This window comes from Tumebacillus sp. BK434 (assembly GCF_004340785.1).
Lineage (GTDB): Bacteria > Bacillota > Bacilli > Tumebacillales > Tumebacillaceae > Tumebacillus_A.
This window is the reverse complement of the sequence record NZ_SLXS01000003.1, coordinates 455792-474012: the sequence shown is the minus strand read 5'-3', so window position 1 is coordinate 474012 and position 18221 is coordinate 455792. Positions and strand designations below refer to the sequence as shown.

Annotated in this window: 12 protein-coding genes and 1 other RNA gene; 10 read left to right on the top strand and 3 right to left on the bottom strand. The window is 47.3% G+C overall.

Annotated features, from left to right (window positions below; translation table 11 throughout):
• Positions 1–58: 58 nt before the first annotated feature.
• The 7 genes from smpB to EV586_RS10500 all read left to right on the top strand — a co-directional run bounded on the left by smpB (position 59) and on the right by EV586_RS10500 (position 10283).
• Positions 59–529 (top strand): SsrA-binding protein SmpB, encoded by a 471-nt coding sequence (gene smpB / locus EV586_RS10530; protein ID WP_132945050.1) that lies wholly within the window; start codon positions 59–61, stop codon positions 527–529.
• An 86-nt stretch (positions 530–615) separates the two neighbouring features.
• Positions 616–985, top strand: a transfer-messenger RNA (tmRNA) gene (gene ssrA / locus EV586_RS10525).
• A gap of 198 nt (positions 986–1183) precedes the next feature.
• On the top strand, positions 1184–2698 hold the full coding sequence (locus EV586_RS10520) for a P-loop ATPase, Sll1717 family (RefSeq protein ID WP_132945049.1): 1515 nt from the start codon (positions 1184–1186) through the stop codon (positions 2696–2698).
• Between the two features lie 312 nt (positions 2699–3010).
• Positions 3011–6736 (top strand): YecA family protein, encoded by a 3726-nt coding sequence (locus EV586_RS21095; RefSeq protein WP_165898432.1) that lies wholly within the window; start codon positions 3011–3013, stop codon positions 6734–6736.
• A gap of 841 nt (positions 6737–7577) precedes the next feature.
• Positions 7578–8090: a DUF6431 domain-containing protein gene (locus tag EV586_RS21480; protein WP_132945048.1), complete on the top strand. Its 513-nt coding sequence runs from the start codon at positions 7578–7580 to the stop codon at positions 8088–8090.
• 44 nt (positions 8091–8134) lie between these two features.
• Positions 8135–9490 carry a DDE-type integrase/transposase/recombinase gene (locus EV586_RS10505; RefSeq protein ID WP_132945047.1) on the top strand — a complete coding sequence of 452 codons (1356 nt, stop codon included), beginning with the start codon at positions 8135–8137 and terminating at the stop codon, positions 9488–9490.
• The gene (locus EV586_RS10500) at positions 9483–10283 is read left to right on the top strand and encodes an ExeA family protein (RefSeq protein WP_132945046.1); all 801 of its coding nucleotides are present in this window, start codon (positions 9483–9485) and stop codon (positions 10281–10283) included. The genes EV586_RS10505 and EV586_RS10500 overlap by 8 nt, the downstream gene beginning before the upstream one ends.
• A 124-nt stretch (positions 10284–10407) precedes the next feature.
• Here the strand turns inward: EV586_RS10500 and EV586_RS10495 are convergent, their stop codons facing one another.
• From EV586_RS10495 to EV586_RS10485, 3 genes are all read right to left on the bottom strand, one after another.
• The gene (locus EV586_RS10495) at positions 10408–10998 is read right to left on the bottom strand and encodes a DJ-1/PfpI family protein (protein WP_132945045.1); all 591 of its coding nucleotides are present in this window, start codon (positions 10996–10998) and stop codon (positions 10408–10410) included.
• Between the two features lie 593 nt (positions 10999–11591).
• Positions 11592–12263 carry a PspA/IM30 family protein gene (locus tag EV586_RS10490; protein WP_132945044.1) on the bottom strand — a complete coding sequence of 224 codons (672 nt, stop codon included), beginning with the start codon at positions 12261–12263 and terminating at the stop codon, positions 11592–11594.
• A gap of 1 nt (position 12264) precedes the next feature.
• Positions 12265–12672 (bottom strand): hypothetical protein, encoded by a 408-nt coding sequence (locus EV586_RS10485; protein ID WP_132945043.1) that lies wholly within the window; start codon positions 12670–12672, stop codon positions 12265–12267.
• Positions 12673–13005: 333 nt separating this feature from the next.
• On the opposite strand from EV586_RS10485, the gene EV586_RS10480 reads away from it, so the two are divergent.
• The 3 genes from EV586_RS10480 to EV586_RS10470 all read left to right on the top strand — a co-directional run bounded on the left by EV586_RS10480 (position 13006) and on the right by EV586_RS10470 (position 18195).
• Positions 13006–13809: a hypothetical protein gene (locus tag EV586_RS10480; protein ID WP_132945042.1), complete on the top strand. Its 804-nt coding sequence runs from the start codon at positions 13006–13008 to the stop codon at positions 13807–13809.
• 145 nt (positions 13810–13954) lie between these two features.
• Positions 13955–17104, top strand: a complete 3150-nt coding sequence (locus EV586_RS10475) for an ATP-binding protein (protein ID WP_132945041.1) — start codon at positions 13955–13957, stop codon at positions 17102–17104.
• Positions 17104–18195: a response regulator gene (locus tag EV586_RS10470; RefSeq protein ID WP_132945040.1), complete on the top strand. Its 1092-nt coding sequence runs from the start codon at positions 17104–17106 to the stop codon at positions 18193–18195. Before EV586_RS10475 ends, EV586_RS10470 begins: the two co-directional genes overlap by 1 nt.
• The last annotated feature ends 26 nt before the right edge of the window (positions 18196–18221 follow it).

Here is an 18221-nt window from a genome sequence, read left to right as displayed (position 1 = left end):
CTTGACTGCATGGAGCACTAGTGATAATATTTTTGGAACAACAAGGAGGTGGCAACTCATGGCGGCATCGACCGAGCCGAAAGTACTGGCCCAGAACAAGAAAGCGACCCATGACTATTTCATCGAAGAGACGATCGAAGCGGGTATCGTTCTGACCGGCACCGAGATCAAATCGATCCGTCAGGGCCGTGCGAACCTCAAAGACAGCTTTGCCCGCATCACAAGCGGCGAAGCGCACCTGATGAACATGCATATCTCGCCGTTCGAGCAGGGCAACCGCCACAACGTGGACCCGACCCGCACGCGCAAGCTCTTGATGCACAAGCAGCAGATCAACAAGCTGTTCGGCCAGACCCGGGAGAAAGGGTACGCCTTGGTGCCACTCAAGCTGTATATCAAGAACGGCTACTGCAAAGTGCTGATCGGCTTGGCGAAGGGCAAGAAGAACTACGACAAGCGCCAGGACATCGCCAACAAAGATGCCAAGCGCGAGATGGAGCGTGCGCTCAGAGAACGCCAGAAGTACTAAGAAGTACCTCCGCAAGCCCGGGGGAGAGTGTGGTATACTAGAGATGTATCCGCGCCAGAAGTAAGACCCGTTCCACCTTCTATCATGGGGGCGTTTTTGGATTCGACGGGGATTGTTCGAGCGTGTTGTAGCGAGTCGTGGGGCTGCGAGGCCACGTTAAAAACGCGGAAAGCGAATAAACGCTAAGAAACCTAGCTTTAACCAAAACCTCGCGTTCGCAGCTTAGTCTGTGAATCCGTCCTTTGTGCTTACTCCTGCGTAGCCCTTAGGACGTCACTCTAGCGGGATAGCCAGAGGCCCTGCTCGTGGACCTCCGGCGAAACATGATCGAGCTAGCCTGACGGAAGCGTGTCGCTCCGCGTCCTGACGGCGAACTCTTAAAAGAGACGACTACACTCGTAGAAGCACATGCAGCGAGGTCTTCGGACAGGGGTTCGACTCCCCTCGCCTCCACCAAAAAACGATGAAACGGAAGCGACCCTCATAAGAGGGTCGCTTCCGTTTTTGTGTTTGTTTGCGGGTTGGGTATGGTGAGTTTTATCATAAGAAACGTAAAAATAATTATGAAAAAATATAACTTCGCTACGAAGGTTATGAATTAATATGGTAAAATAGTATGTGCAAATCAAAATTATGTGGTAAGGGTGATAAGAGTTGAGTCAGGCTAGAACGACTACTTTCGATCAGTTTGCATCCGGGTTTGGTTTCGAAAAATTCCCGTTCAATCAATATTCTACTGAAAATGAGTTACAAATTCGGGAGAAATTATTTTACAGCCCTTCCGAGTATTCCCCAATCATTGAGGCATTTTCTAGTGGACAAACTATGCTTATTCTTGGAAACAGAGGAACTGGTAAGACAGCTCTATTGTATGATATCAAAGATAAAGCAAATGAAAACACTCTCGTGGCTTGGGTAGATGATTTTGCTGCTTTACCTACACCATTTAGTTCTGAAGATTTTTATAAGATCATACTAAAAAAGCTTGTGGAGCAACTTTTTCTAAGACTAGTTATTGAGAAGAAGAGGATTAAGAAATTAGGAAATGATGAAAAAGTACTCTTAGTCTATTTGCTAAAAACATACTTCCCAACTATTAGTAAAACAGTATTAGTGCAGAAGATCGAGGAAGTAAGCCAATTTTGGGGTATACCTACCTTGAAAAAAATATATAACTTCTCGAGAGATCTTCTGAATTATGGTGTATCGAGTGCAATACAATTGTCCTCTGATGCAGTAAGACAACACTTCACATCACTTCCAGCAGTACCAAAAGACATTGTTCTAAGATCATATTTTCCAGAGATTAAGTACGTAGCAGAACAACCATTTGAAGAGCAACCAGTTACTTATGATTTTATTGTGAGATGTCTCAATCTAATAACAAGGCTAGGGTATTCCCGTTTTACACTTATACTGGATAAGATCGATGAGGATAGTAGATTAGTTAATGATGCGGAAGAAATCGCAAACTTCATTCAGCCTGTTTTAACGGATAATAAATTATTGTTGAATCAAGAGCTGCAGTTGATTGTTTCCCTGTGGAACATTCCCTTTAGTTTTTTAGCGGATCAGGTGAGATCTCAAAAACACTTTACTTCCTATACAAAATGGGAAAGGGATGATCTAGAAGGGGCGTTAAATAAGAGGATTGATACATTCTCAAATGGAATTGTTAGTGATTATAGGGAAATATTTGATGACCATGTAACAGATAATGATTTTGCGGGAATTTTTCGACTTGCCAATGGAAATCCTCGCGATTTGTGGCATATTCTTAAATATATTTTTCATGCACAGTATAAAAATAATAATCAAATGAAATTGTCTGTAGTAGCGATAATTCAAGGATTGAGTGAGTTCGTTCGGGAGTTTAATTATTACGAATATTATCCGAGAAAGGTGGGTTCTCGGGAAAATAGTTTAGATGTATATTCTTATGTACGACATTTGTTACGCTTAGGAAAAAAAGAGTTTACTAGAAGTGCATTTCAGGAGGCAACTGGTGTCAGCGGCGGTTCAGTAAATAATTATTTTGGACAAATGCAAAGAATGGGTCTAATTATTGAGTTTGACCGTAAAGGTACAAGTAGAATATATAAAATTGTTGATCCGAAAATAGAATATGCTATTGATAATGGTGTCAATATTTCAAGAGTTACAACTTAACTGTGCGGAAGAAAAAGTAGAACAAAACCCCTCCGACGGAAGGGTTATTATATGGTAATCCGCACCTTTCGATGTGTTTAGAACAGGTGCGGTGAACCGTATCATAAGTGAGATTGATATACTTTTTAAACAAATAAAGAAATACTCAACAATAGACTTTTCGTCATAACATGACATTTATCATTCTTAAAACATAGATTATACAAAGGGTACGCAGACGAAATGTTATTAATTACTGTTCTAAACTCAAGCCATTTGTTATAATCGTTTAAAGTAGTACAACATCAAATTGAGTGGCAGGAGGTACTGACAATGAAAATTGGCCGAAATGATCCTTGCTATTGTAGAAGTGGTAAGAAGTACAAAAAGTGCTGTATTGATAAACCCATACGCAAAGTCTCAAATGACAATACTATACCAATAGAGGATTGTGTCTCTTATTTTGAATATATTGAGGCGGATTCTAAGAAACTTGAAAAAATCCTATCCAAGTATAACATCGATGATGTTACACGAGCTGTTTTTTGTGTTAGCTCTTGGGCAGATAATCGTTCAGCAATGGCGCAAACATTGACACTTAACAATGCTCTAAGCAATACTAGAGAATTTGGAACCCGAAATATAAAGGAATATTCCGATTTTAAGGATTTCTTTGATGTAATTGCTTTACATCTACCAATTACAAATAGGGAAGATCTAACTTTAAATGATTTCGGTGAAGTCCAAATCAATTTTGATGATGAAACATTTCCTGTGATTCTTGGTACTGGTCATGGGCATGTGTATGCCGCAATGAATTTTCTGCCTGAATTGGCAAGTGTCATTGAAATGACGGACGACCTTAAAGTTATATTGCAATATAATCGCAAAATAATTAATAAGATATCTGATAGTAATATTTCGTCTTCAGATGAAAATTATAATATCGTGTTTGAAATTCCTTCAGAACAGTTTTGGCTAGCAGTGAATGACTTATTTAATTCGGAAGAGTTTTTGGAGCTTGCCAAGCAATCGTTTCAGATAATGGGATATCAAATATGTCCAATTGAAATGCGGCATTTTTTCGTGCATAAGGAAGTGTGCTATCCACTCTATAATACATCAATTTTGGTTGACTTCTACAAAAAACTTCTTTCTTTGGCAACTGTAGAAGAGTATCATCGGCATATCAATTTGACAATCGTGAAGTTGATAGAAAACACTTTTAACTTTTCGAATAATGATCGTTCACGAGTATTAGTTGCTCCAAGAATTTTTGATAAGAAAACAGAGAAACCCTATACGAGTCATCACCTAGCATTTATGACTGTCAATTCTGGAAGAGTTTTAGTTGCCTTGAATAAAGGTGATTTCGATAATGAGGATAGTATTCGTAGAGAAATTAATGCATTCAATTTACTGCATAAACGAAATCAGTTGCGACTTTGCGAAACGTATTACAGAAAAGAACTACATGGGGGATATGCATTTGATGTTTTGGCCGAAATGCCAGTTCATTTTTTGCTGATCGAACCGATTACCGATATCTCCGCCTCTAGAGTATTTTTGGGTAAAGCTGGAGAGGAGTTCTCATGTTCTGCCCTTGATTTGTTTTATATGTTAGGGTTTATGGAAGGGTTTAGTGAGTTGATAGATTTTATAGAATATGACAGATTAGAAAAAGCGCAAATAGTGGCCATTGGCGGGAAAAGCGATTTGTTTTTTTCGTGGAAAAGTGCACATCAACAATTTTCATCAGGCGCTATTGAGTATGATCTAATTTCTATTTCATATGGAAATTCAGATCACTATACATTCGAATATTATAAAAATAATTTATGTAATTATCCATTTGGTATACATTCTAAAATGTTTTCTAATGCACTAAGTTGGGAAGTTAAGGAGTATGAGTTGGGGTACTCTCATTTAGAACATAAAGGCTGTCTTGGTTTCGGCGGTGAGGGTAAGATGATTGGATCCTCAACATTCCTTTTTCTCGCACATAATGTTGAGTTTTTTAAAAGTGAAGATTTCGAACCGAATAATCATACAGCACTTAGAGTTATAAATGAGTTGAACCAACGCCTTTTTAATAGATATGGGGAAACACTTGCCGCATTCACATTTCTACATGGAAAAGTATTGCAAGTATTGTTTATGCCCATGCATTACGCACAAAAGGTTGACCATTCCGGATTTACTTTAGACGGAAATAAGAGATATGTCTATAGTGATATCTATGTTGATACAGATACAATAATTATTCGATATGCTGTAAATCTAGATGAGCTGCTTTCTGCTATGATGAATGCTAATGATAAAAGCGTAGAATCAGCATATTTCTCTGAATTAATGTATCCTTTAAAAAAGTATATTGGCCCGTCTTTTGTAAAGTTGGAGTCGGTCATAAAAAAAGAGTCTTCACTAAAAAAAGAGGTCGGCGTATTTATTATCGAACAAGATTATTATTATTCTGATATGGCGCCTGATTTTCAAATGGATGTACAGAACTTTGGGAAAGCAAGGAAAGAAATTGCAAAAGTTTGTTTTGTAGCAGGGGCAGAGCCTGGAGAGTATCGCGGAAAGGAGGCAACCCGTGTTATTAGAAAAATGCAAACAGCTATTGTGCAGGTTTTTGAGAGTCACATTTCGAAGTACAATAAAGAAAATTTACACAAAAAAGCATTGGGTTATTACTCCACTCAGTTGCACGGAGTAATGATCAATCTCAAGCGTTATTCGAGTTTTAAAAATTTGGAGCCACTTGTTCTACAAGAATTCGAGGAGAAAACAAGAGATATTCGAGAAAAGTATAGACGGAATTTAAGGACGGCTCAGTATCTTTTAGAAAGTAATCTCGCCATTCAACATAGAGATGATATTTTTGACTGTAAAAAAGATGAATTTGAAAATCTCTTGGCTCTTGCTGACTGGCTTGTTGTGCTACAAGATAATGCCGATACATGTTACTTCACGGAACTGGATTCATCAATTCAAATTGATCATGATTTCAGGGTGGATACTCTTATATCTGATTTCGGTAAACATAAGTATGAAGAAACGATTATTCGTAAGTATGGGCAAGAAGATTACACAATTAAAAATGATGAAAGAGACAAGGAAAATCTAATTCAATGCGTCGATGCCTTTTTGTCGGACACAGGGATAGAATTAGGTATACTGATACCTTTACTCGAATATTTACAATTGGAAGTTGTAGAAAAGCCGTTTGTTGAAGAAATCTATCCAAATGTATTTGAGTTCCAAAAAGATGATCTGATCAGTGATTTCCTAAAACATATTGAGGATCTCAAAAGTGATGATCATGAACAAATAGAAAATGCACTTCGTTTTATAACTCTTGATTGCGATAAATTAAAATTCCTCAACGGGAAAGTTACTGATATTTTGCCATTTTGGGAACGGGAAAAACGTGATAACCGATTTGATGTGAAGCCTATAATTGTTGAAGGTGGTAAATATATTTTCTCACCTGTTGTTATCAAACAATTAAAAGAGTCTTGGAAAGGTGGATTTTTAGAGTGGTACCCACCGTTTGAGGTAGGTCTGGGGAATGTGAAAATAGCTCTCGCGAAATGGAAAAAAAGATATGAAGATGAGATGGTGCAAGATATAGCAGGTGTATTTATTGATGCGGGATTCTATCCAGTTTTTTCGGAGTTTGAGTTGGTAAAGAGATTTCCCAATAGCTACTTCCCAGATAACTTAGGTGACTACGATGTAATTGCTGTTAATCAGTCGAAAAAGGAAATATGGATAATAGAGAGCAAAGTTCTCCAAAAAGTAGGCTCAATATACGAAGATCAAATGCAACAAAAGAGCTTTTTCTATCAACATAAAGATGATGAGAAATTTCAGAGAAGGATTGACTATATAAGGAATAACCTTAGTAAGGTTACAACTGCGATAGAATTAGAACATTCGGATTACAAAATTGTTCCGTTTATGGTGACTAACAAATTGTTCACTTCTAGGTATAAGGAGATTGGTTTTTCCATTATCACTTATCACGAATTGAGGAAATGCCTTGTCGAATAGAGCGGCAAACGAGAAATCAGTATTGAATTTATGGTTTTCTCTATTAGAGTGATGTGGGGATCCTTACAATAAGTAATCACAAGCCATAGAAGTTGTGATTAACAGCCGGGATGTGTAAGAATAAGCTCACAAGGAAAATATATACTAAAAAATGACCGAAGGTGCGAAACACCTACGGTCGTTTGCACAACGGATACCCTTCAAGGGTGTCGGCTCTATAAGGTTTTGTAAGACGAAATAGATCGCCAGAGCTACCAACTCAGAGGGCGATCTATTTCTTTTTATTTTGGATGTCCAGCATCTGTTTCATGATCGTCAAGACCAAAGTAAGAGCCGCGAGTAATAACAGCCCGAATTAGAGCAAGAGTGAAATGACTTCATGTGCAGACATGGTAACACTCCCTTTCGGCAGGAGATGAGCCGACCACCCTTGAGGAGCCTATTTAATTGAGCTGGTTGTATTCAACCATAGAAAATTCTAAAGAAGAACGCCCGTTATTTAGATTGAAATATTAAATCAATAAGCAGTCAGAAGTTTGTGCTTTCTACCGCCACAGTGAATCGTATCATAAGTAAGTGCAGCCTATGATGAACGCTGACAATTCGGGCCGTTTTTACCGAATTGCTAAAAGACCAGCTTGTTACAGCCAATGCTAAATGACCAAAAGCTGACGCTATTGCCTGTCCAAAAACTGACGGATATAATGACCACGTACACATTCAAAAAAGGAAAAAGACGACTCTGTATGATGTGCCGCTGCGTCAACAGTTGCACCAGAGTCGTCCCCAAAAAATCACATGATCAGTTTATCAAATTATTGGCTCGAAGAAAATAGAAAACGTGGTGTTTTTCGTTAGGAGTGCAGAGCAGCATATCTGCCCTGTCTGTGAGCATGAACTGTTCGTGATCGGTAGCCGGAGTCGCATTGGGCGTAAGCCAACCAGTGAACGGGTCACCTATATCATCCGTCGTTTGCGTTGTAAAGGTTGCGGGAAGATCCATCATGAGTTGCGGGACCTGCTCGTTCCTTATAAACGTTATGAAGCCGAATGCCTTGAAGCAGTCTTGTCTCAGGCGCAGACCTCGGACGTTGCCGCTGATGAATCAACCCTGTACCGCTGGCACATTTGGTTCAAGGCGTGCTGGCAATACTGGGTTAATTGTTTATCAACGATTGCGGCGCGTACAGGAAATCCGGTGGAGCCATTGTCCGTACCTTCACCGTCTGCACTCCAAAGGATCGGACATTACGTTGGACAAGAGGCAGGTTGGCTGGCGAGAGTTGTCCGACCCATCGTTCATTCTCAATTATGGGTACATACCCGTTTCGCCTTCTTGTCCGCGATTCCCTAAGGTATCGTGAATCTACATCCTATTGGAAAGGACTGTAGATTCCTATGAATAGTGAAAAAAGGGCAGAAGAGATCGCCGTCGAACGGATGCAACTGATCTCTCCGCTCTTGGCCGATGGTATTGACCCTGGGAAAGCCAAAGAGCTGAAGAAAGTCATTTGTGAGCAAACCGGCTTATCCGAGCGAACCCTCCGTCGTTACCTATCTGCCTACCGAACCGAAGGTTTCGCCGGACTTCGACCTCAAGGGAAGGGTCAAAGGCAAACAGCCGAAGCAATCCCCCCCTATCTCCTGGAGCAAGCCATCCTGCTTCGCCGAGAAGTTCCCAGCCGCAGTGTTGCACAAATCATTCAGATCTTGGAGTGGGAAGGCTTAGCGAAGCCCGGTGAGATCAAGCGAAGCACCTTGCAGGAAAAATTGATGGAGCGCGGCTACAGCACTCGCCACATGCGACTATACTCAACCTCTGGCCTTGCGGCCAGACGCTTTCAACACCAACAGCGTAACCAACTGTGGCAAGCTGACATCAAATTCGGGCCGTATCTACCGATTGGTGAAGGCGGAGCCAACAAGCAAGTCTATCTCGTTGCGTTCATCGACGATGCGACTCGTTACGTGTTGCATGCGGCTTTCTATCCAACACTCGACCAAACGATCGTAGAAGACTGTTTCCGTTTCGCAATACAAACAAATGGCGTACCTGACTCTGTCTACTTTGATAACGGCAAGCAATTTCGAACCAAAAGTATGACTCGTACATGTGCAAAACTTGGCATACGTCTTCGCTTTACGAGGCCGTATGCAGCCGAATCCAAAGGGAAAATCGAGCGCTTCAACCGGGTCATAGACAGTTTCCTAGCGGAAGCTGCGCTTGAAAATCCCCAGACACTCGACCAGCTCAATCTGTTGTTCCAAGTTTGGCTCACCGAATGTTACCAGACCAAACCCCATTCCGCACTCGATGACAATTCTAGCCCGCAGGTGGCATTTCGAAGTGACTCGACGCCGCTCCGGCTCGCCGAGGAATCTCTCATTGCGGATGCGTTTTTACACAGCGAAACGAGAAAAGTGGACAAGGCTGGCTGTATTAGTTTTATGGGGAAGAAATACGAGGTCGGGCTTTCTTTCATTGGGCAAAAGGTTGAAGTCGTCTACGACCCGCGTGACATATCGACGATTACAATTGAGTATGGCAGCCATACACCATGGCAGGCGAAAGAACTGAACATAGGTGAATGGGCAGGAAAACGCCCCTCTATCCCGTCGGCGATTGAATCGCTTACAGTTGAAGGTTCACGTTTGCTGGACGCTGCAGAGAAGAAGAATCAAGTCAGGAAAGAGCGTCAAATACGCGCCGTCTCATTCCGTAAAATTCGGGAGGAGGCGAACCAAGATGTTTGAAGCGTTTTATGAAATGGCGAGAACCCCTTTTTCTCGTGATATGCCTACCCATGAGCTGTATGCGTCGGATGTTTTGGAAGAAAAGCTTGAGAGATTGGAATATACGTCTGAAAGGCAATGGTTCTCCGTTGTGACCGGCGACTGCGGAACTGGTAAAACAACGACGATCCGCCGATTCGCAGATGTGCTCGACACATCGAAATATAAACTGTTGTATCTATCCGATTCGAAGCTAACGCCATGCCATTTTTACAAGGGATTGCTTGAACAGTTGGGGTGTGAAGCGAAGTTTTATCGAGGGGACAGCAAGAGGCAACTACATCGGGAAATTGAGCTGATGCGGGGGATTCATCGCTTGCAACCAGTCGTGGTGGTTGATGAAGCGCATCTGTTAGACAAAGAAATGTTTGAAGAAGTGCGGTTCTTGCTGAACTTCAAAATGGATGCCCAGAGTCCAATGGCTCTGATCCTGGTCGGACAAAATGAACTGTGGGATCGCCTTCAACTCCAGATGTTTACGGCCGTTCGGCAAAGGATTGATCTACAGTGCAAACTGATTCACTACGACCGCGCACAGATTGGGGCGTACATAGCTCGTCATCTGGAATATGCGGGCGTTAGCCGTGACATTTTCACGGATGGTGCGGTCGATGAGATCTATCGTTATTCAAGCGGTACGGTTCGATTGGTGAATAAGGCGGCCACACATAGTCTGATCTATGGAGCAGCGAATAAGCATCGAATCATTGACGACCACATGGTGAAACGGGTGATCGCGGGAGAATTGACTTGATTCTCCCGTTTTTTCTTTCCTGTTTAACATCGCTCACGCGGTCATCTTTTCCGTCAATTCTTGGACAGTAGAGCCTGTCAATTTACGGACATTATAGGGCAGTAGTAACACCAGCTATAAAAAGTCAAGGGGTAAAAGGGTCAAAATCTTTGTTAGAATTCCAAATGTATTCAATATCATTAGCAATTCTTTTTGCGATGTCTTGGCCATGAAGATCGCCGACAAATCCTAAAGTCATGTCCATGCCCGCAGAAACCCCGGAAGAGGTGTAACAATTCCCGTCTACTACCCAGCGGGCTTGTTTCACCCAGTTTACTTTGGTATTAACAGATTGTACCCACTCGAAAGCCATTTTGTTTGAGGTAGCAGGTCGTCCGTCAAGCACCCCGGTTTTTGCGAGAAGAGCAGAACCCGTACAAACGGTTAATACAAAGACGGCTTGATGAGCAATCGTATTCAGTTCATGGATGAATTCAGCGTTATTTACAAGTGCTCTGGTTCCCAACCCCCCTGGTATCAGTAAAATGCCTTCTGGATTCATATCGGAAAAAGGGTGGGTAGCTACCCGGATATTCTGACTGCTTGTTACGGTTCCCCCATGTAATGAAAAGTAATCCAGCTTGTAAGTTTCGGGCATAATTCCAATAATCTCGGCAGGGCCAAATGCGTCAAGCGTTTCAAAATCATCAAACAGAATGATGTTAAAATCAGTCATTATTATTCCCCCTCGGTAAATAATTTTAGGTGCTCTTGTGGCAGCAAGCCATACGGCCCGCCTAAGAGAAGGCGAGCCGCATTTGGAAATCTTGTTTCTCGTGCCAGTGAACCCGCCAATTAGCGACCCCAATACCGAACGAATCGGACGTAGCAGTCCGAAAAGGAGGAGATACTGCGCCCTCTGCCTGTTACGCTGATTATTCCACATCCATCGCGGGATAACAAGTTTTCATGCGGTCTCCTTGTAAAAAGATGGTGATCGTAAGTAGCTAAACGCCATGCCCCCTCCATTTCGCGGGGACAGGGGGTCGACTCCCTCTCCTCCACCGCTGAAAACCCTGTATGGCCTGTTGTTTTTCGATCTGGAGAACAGCAGGTCTTTTTACTGCGAAACGAGACACTGCGGTTAGTAGCCGACGTAGTAGACTTCGCCGATGTATGTCACATAGTAGGACTTCGTATCGGACGCAAACTCCTCGATATAGATCGCGCGAAGCCAGCCTTGGTAGCCATTCTGATCATAGTAAATGAAATATAAAACAAAAAAGACCACCGTTTAGACAACGGTGGCAAGTGAGGGGGAGCGAAAGGTTAGGCGGTTGGCTCCTTTTGTTCCGCTTTTAACTTGGCGAACGCAGTTTCCACATCGACGTTGAATTCAACATCCGGTGCGGGAGCGGCCGGTACGGAAAGGGTGCGCAGGCGATGGGTCGCTTGGGCTGACGCTTCCAGTTCGGCGATGCGGTGTTCCATGCGCTCGAAGCCGCGCAAGGCGCTGCCGGCGTCGAGCGAGGAGAGCGTGCGGTTGACGTGATCGATGGAAGCGGCGGCGTTGGCGCGGGAGAGCAGCACGATTTTCTTCTGCTGCAGTTCCGCGTATTTGGTTTTCAGCTCTTTGAATTGCTCGAACAGCTGCGTGGTGTGCCCTTGGATCACGTCCAACTGCTCGCGGTACACAGCCAGGCGGGGTTCGTAGTCGAACTTGTCCTGCAAGGCCAGCTTGGCGATCTGATCCTGGCCGGTCTCGATTGCCAGTTTAGCTTGACGCTCGCGCTTGGTGATGAAAGCTTCCGTTTCCGAGACGAGGCGCTCTTGGCGCTTCTCGATCATCAGGTGGCTGCGGATCGCGTCCTCCGCTTTGGCGAGGTCTGATTCGAGGTCGCGCAGGTATTGCTTGATCAGGCTTTCCGGGGACTCCAGCGCGTCCAGTTTATCGTGTACGCCTGCCGTCCAAATGTCGCGAATGCGTTTCGTGATTCCCATCTTAGTTCTCCTCCTTGGTGTTCTGCTGCTTGCGAGTTTGGTTCTCCCACTGGTCGAGGAAATCGGTTGCACCGCCCGGCAGGCTGATGCTCAGATCAACTGCATAGTTGCTGTGCTGTTGCGGGCGCTTTTTCTTCTTCATGAACTTCCAAATCAGGAACGCTGCGATGACGGCTAGCGCGAGGAACCAGAACCAGCCTGCTTCGTGATGGCCGCCGTGCTGTTTGACCGGCATCATGATCACATGGTGCTGCATCATGCCGCCGCGGTCATGCTTGACGAACGCTTGGATTTGCGTGCCTTTGTCGAACTTGTCCACTCTGTGGTCGAGCAACTGCATCCCCCCGATGGTCAGGATCACAGCGGCCAAGAGGAAGACGGCCCATTTGAACCAGCCGCGTTTTTTCATCTCCCTCAGCTCCTTTCGTGTGCGTCGTTGTTCTCTACAAGGCGATTATCGCGCGGGGTGCTGAATTGAAGATGAGCGGTGGCTGAGTGTTTGCTGAAAAGAGAGGGCTGGATCGAAAAAAACATCCCCTTGCTTCAAATAGCAGAGGGATGTTCGTGTCTCGTATCTAGGGACGAACCGGAAATGTTAAGTATAAGCAACTGACTATCGTACCGCGATTCACCCGTTAGCGGAGTGACCAAGCGACTTGGCGCATCGCTCTAAAATTTTTTTATGTTATAATAATTAATAAAAATGAAGGTTGCGTAAATTAAATATTTTGAGGTGATGTCTATGTTAATTCATATCACTAACAGAGATATATTTTTGGGGGCTATATTGGCTTCCGTGTTATTCGTTGGGTGCGGCGTGAAAGAGCCTGAGGTTTTACCATCTGTTCCCGCCAAAGAACCAAGCCAAGCAAAAGGATCTGATGAACAGAAAGTGAATGAAGTGGTGAAGCAATACGGGTCTGCTGCGCTCCTTGCCTTAGATACGTCTCGACCTGTTGCAACTGAAGTGGAAATGGAAGGTTTGGCAATGGATGCAAAGATGTATTTTCAGAATCATGACTTGGATAACCAATTGTCCGCGCCGATCCGAGAGGGCTCTTTGATCACAATGTTTTATCAAGTAGGAACGTCGACACCCACCGTTGTGGCCGCTGGTATCGGGTTAGGAGTGAATGACACACCTGCACATGTGCTGGTCTGGCAATCAGACGGGCAATGGAAAGCACAGCCTTACCCCAAAGCGAGTGCAGAGGATACAGCGCAACGAGAAGAAACTTTTAAAAGGAGTCCATACAGATTTGCAAAATTCAAGTCCCTGCATCAAAAAGGCAGCCTTCTCGCGGTGGTTCTCGAGTATGGCAATTCGAAAGCAGGTCAGGAAGTTCAACTCCTCCGTCTTGAGAACGGTGTGTGGCGCCTCGTTTGGCTCCCAACCTATGTCAAATGGGAGACTTTATACAATGCTCAAATTGAGATGCAAAGCATTGACAGTTTCATTGTCCATCGAGAGGACAATCAAGACCCCAACCATCGCTGGGATGAGGTTTGGGAGTTAAGGGACGACCACTATGTGCAAATCCAATAGGAGTCATACAAACAACAGTTGATTTAAGGGGTGGCGAAACGATTTCGCCACCCTTTTTGCTATAATTTGATAATCTCTTGAGAGGATTTTGAGAGCGGAAAGTTTTATTCTTACTAGAAAGAGATGAAAAAACGGGGGAACAGCGGTGGCTTTACGAAATGGGTTGCGGCAGGCGTATCGAATCACAGGATTGAGTCTCATTCCGATCTTAACGCTGTTGGTGTTGATCGGGATCTACACCTATACTGAGCCGAATGCAGAGGCTCCCACGGCGCGCCAAGGCGTGCTGGATCTGAGTGCGTGGGATTTTCAGAAGAACGGGCTGCTGGAACTGGATGGGGAGTGGGCGTTTTATGCGGGACGGATGGCAGACCCGCAGGAGATTGCAGATGGGCGTGTGGAACCGGAGAAGTTCGTTGGACTGCCGGGGACTGGGTTTCAGGACGGGGTTGAAGTTGGGACATATGCGTTGCGGGTGAAGGTGAAGGACGACCGGAACGTCTACGGGTTCAAAGTCAATAGCATCTGGGCGGGTCATCACTTCTATGTAGACGGTGTGTTGCTTGGGGGAAGCGGGGTTCCTGCCGAGCACAAGGCCGCTTTTGAAGCGGGCAATACGCCGTATCTGGCTTTTGCACAAGCGCGTGGTACCGAGATGGTCGTGGTGCTGCGGGTGGCCGACCCGTTGCATCCCAGCAACGGGGGATGGGTGGATGACATTCAGTTTGGGCGGCAGGCGGACATGCTGCGCATGGGCAACGTGCTGTTTGGGACGGAGCTGTCCGGGGTGTTTATTTTGCTGCTGTTTGGCGGGTACCACATCAGCATCTACGTGATGCGGCGCAAGGACAAGGCCTATCTGTACAGCGGACTGTTTTTCCTGACCATGCTGGTCATGCTCGTCGTGATGGGGGAAAAATTGCTGCTGCAGCTGTGGCCGGGCATTTCTTATGAAGCAGCATCTCGGATCTATGATCTGGGCGGCTTCTCCTGCTATGCGATGCTGGCGTTTTTTCTGCACCATCTGGATGCGAAGCTGATTTCGCGAAAGCAGCTCTGGTACCTCCTCCTGCCGATCGGTCTGTTTTTGCTGGCGGTGCTGGTGCTGCCGTATGCGTGGATTGAACAGGCGGGCAATCTGCCTTGGGATTATGTCTTGCTCTTGACCCTGTTTTACGTCTATCGCACGGTCCGCCTGTTCATCAAACAGGACGGGGAGCAGTTGAACCGCAAGGAGACTGCGCTGCTCGGCGGGGCGATGATCTCGATCGTTTTGATCATGCTGAGCGGACTGTTTTTCTCGCTGGGCTGGACGTCGAACGACATGCTGCGGCGAGTGGGGCTGCTGGCGGTGATCGCGTTTATGAATACGCTGCTCGCGTTGCGCCTCGCGCACGCGTCGGAGCAGAAGGAACGGCTGACGGAACAGCTGATTTTGCGCGATCAGCTAAAAGACGAGTTTTTGGCAAATACGTCGCATGAACTGAAGACTCCGCTGCACGGGATTCAGAACATCGCCGCGTACTTGCTCGAAGAACGGGCAGGCTCGCTGACCGGGAAGCAGCGGAGCGAACTGACGCTGATCCAGGACACGTCGACCAAGCTGGCGGCGCTGGTCAACGATCTGGTCGATGTGGTGCAGATGAAGCATGGCGACTTGCGGCTGGAGCCGTCGGTGCTGGACTTGCATGTCGCGGCGCAGACGGTGTATCAGGTGCTGGAGTTTGAATTGATGGGCAAGGACGTGCAGTGGATCAACAAAGTCGCCCCTCACACGCTGGTCCTTGCCGATGAAAACCGGATGCGGCAGGTGCTGTACAATGTGATCCACAACGCGATGAAACACACGAAAAGCGGATGGATCGAAATATCGGCGACCATACAAGGGCAACAGCTCGCCGTGTCGGTGGAGGACACGGGGGTCGGGATTGCGGCGGAGAGTCATGAGGCGATCTTCGGCTATTTTGAACAGGCGGAAAGCGTGCCGGAGCCGAACGGCTACCGCGGCATGGGACTTGGGCTGTACATCTCCCGCCAGCTGGTCGAGCGGATGGGCGGCCGGATTTTTGTGGACAGGTCGGCACCTGGGAACGGGACGCGGATCACGTTTACGGTGCCGCTGGCAGAGGCGGATGTTTTGGAGGGGCGTGGCGCTTCGGTCGTGCTGACCGCGGCTGATGGAGCGGGGCGGCCGGACTACGGGCAGGCTGAAGTTCGCGGATCGCAGCGCGGGACGCTTGTGCCGAATCAGCCGGGCTTGCAGGACGCCAAGCGTGAGCACACGGTGCTGGTCGTCGATGACGAAGCGTCGAATGTGCGCATTTTGCTGAACTTGCTCGGCGACCACCACCACGTGCTGACCGCGTTTTCGGCGGGGGAGGCGCTGCGCAAGCTGGAAGAGCATCCGGGGATCGACCTGATGATCTTGGACGTGATGATGCCGGAGATGTCGGGCATCGATCTGTGCAAGGCCGTGCGGGAGACGCGTTCGATTCTCGAACTGCCGATCCTCTTCGCCACCGCCAAGGACTCGCTGCACGATATTGAGCTCTGCTTCCGGGCGGGCGGAAATGATTTTATCGCCAAGCCGTTTAACGCGAAAACGCTGAACGCCCGCGTCCATACGCTCTTGTCGATGAAGTCGTCGATGGATCAGGCACTGCAAAACGAGATGGCCTTTTTGCAGGCGCAGATCAAGCCGCATTTTCTGTACAACGCGCTGAGCAGCATCATCTCGTTTTGCTACACCGACGGAGAAAAGGCGGCCTATCTGCTGTCGATGCTCAGCCGCTATCTGCGGATGGTGTTTGAGCGCGACCTCGCTGTGACGCAGGTGCCGCTGTATCTGGAAGTTGAACTGACCCTGGCGTATGTGGAGATTGAAAAGGCGCGCTTTGGCGACCGCTTTCAGTTTCAACTGCAGGCCGACCCGGGCTTGGAGCAGATGCGGGTGCCGTCACTATGCATCCAACCGTTTGTGGAAAATGCGATCCGGCACGGGCTGTTTGAAAAAGAGGGCCCGGGCACGGTGACGCTGACGATCACCGACGGGGACGGGCATGTCCGCTTTACGGTCGAGGATGACGGCGTGGGTATGGCGGACGACATGCTGTATCGGATCCACGCCGGGGAGCGGGCCGGGTCGGGTATCGGGATGACCAATGTGCGCAAGCGCCTGCAGGCGATCCGCGGCGCCACTGTGACGGTCGACTCTGCGCTGGAGCGGGGGACGAAGGTGACCGTGTTTTTGCCGAAAAACGGCGGTTTGCTGCCGGGAGAGGAGTCGAAGTCGTGATGCGGGTGATGATTGTCGAGGATGAGCTGCCGATCTTGGAGCTGATGAAGCTGCTCGTTGGCCGCCATCCGCACCTGGAAGTCGTCGGCGCGTTTCAGAGCGCGGCGGAGGCGCTGGAGCAGTTTCCGCGCTTGCAGCCGGACGCCGCCTTGCTCGATGTGGAGATGCCGAGGATGAACGGGATCGAGCTGGCCGGCCAGCTGAAGCGGATCGATGAGGAGGTGCAGATCGTGTTTACCACCGCCTACCCCGACTATGCGCTGGAGGCCTTTCAGGTCTGTGCGGTCGATTATCTGCTCAAGCCGGTCACGCCGGATGGCATTGAGCGGGTGGCCGCACGCTTGGCAAAAGGCCAGAAGCTGCGGGCAGCGCGCCCTGCGGAGCAGGAGCAGCAGTTTGTGCGCTGCCTCGGCGCGTTTGAGACGAGGCGGGCCGGCGGGCATCTGATGAGCTGGCCGACACGGAAGACGGAGGAACTGTTTGCGTATTTTCTCGTCTATCCGAACCGCAGCACGAGCAAGTGGCAGTTGGCCGATCTGCTCTGGCCTGATCTGGAGGAGGAGCGCGCGGTTCACAATGTCCACAACACGGTCTATCGCTTGAAAAAGGCGTTGAAGGAAGCGGGCATCGGGGTGGAAGTGGTGCATGCCAATGATGGCTATCACATGCAGATCGCGGCGGCTTGTTCCGATCTGGGGCAGTTCCGGGAGCTGGCAGGGGAGGCGCGGTTTCGGGCGTACCAAGGAGCTCTTTTTGCCGGGAAGGATTATGTGTGGAGCGCTGGTGTCGCGGCGGAGTTGGACGTGCAGTATGCGGAAGCGGCCAGAGAGCTGGTCGCCAAGTACCGGCGCGAAGGGCAGGCGGCAAAAGCGAAGGAGGCGCTGCGGACGTATTTGGCGTATCTGCCGTTGGATGAAGAGATGAATGAGCAGCTGTTGGAACTGTATGCGGCACAGGAAGAACGGGAGCTATTTCGGCAGCACTATGCGGCGTATCGAAACAGGCTGGCGGAGGAGTTGGGCGTGGCGCCCTCGGCAAGGATCGGGCGGCTGGCGCAGCAACTGGGGGTGCAGGAAGGAAAGGGAGACTGAGGTCTCTCTTTTTTTGTGAGAATCTT

Coding starts and splice junctions, on each gene's coding strand:
- EV586_RS10490 (WP_132945044.1), bottom strand. CDS start 12,263: ATGGGAATCACGAAACGCATTCGCGACATTTGGACGGCAGGCGTACAC.
- EV586_RS10470 (WP_132945040.1), top strand. CDS start 17,104: ATGCGGGTGATGATTGTCGAGGATGAGCTGCCGATCTTGGAGCTGATG.
- EV586_RS10495 (WP_132945045.1), bottom strand. CDS start 10,998: ATGACTGATTTTAACATCATTCTGTTTGATGATTTTGAAACGCTTGAC.
- EV586_RS21095 (WP_165898432.1), top strand. CDS start 3,011: ATGAAAATTGGCCGAAATGATCCTTGCTATTGTAGAAGTGGTAAGAAG.
- EV586_RS10485 (WP_132945043.1), bottom strand. CDS start 12,672: ATGAAAAAACGCGGCTGGTTCAAATGGGCCGTCTTCCTCTTGGCCGCT.
- EV586_RS10500 (WP_132945046.1), top strand. CDS start 9,483: ATGTTTGAAGCGTTTTATGAAATGGCGAGAACCCCTTTTTCTCGTGAT.
- smpB (WP_132945050.1), top strand. CDS start 59: ATGGCGGCATCGACCGAGCCGAAAGTACTGGCCCAGAACAAGAAAGCG.
- EV586_RS10505 (WP_132945047.1), top strand. CDS start 8,135: ATGAATAGTGAAAAAAGGGCAGAAGAGATCGCCGTCGAACGGATGCAA.
- EV586_RS10480 (WP_132945042.1), top strand. CDS start 13,006: ATGTTAATTCATATCACTAACAGAGATATATTTTTGGGGGCTATATTG.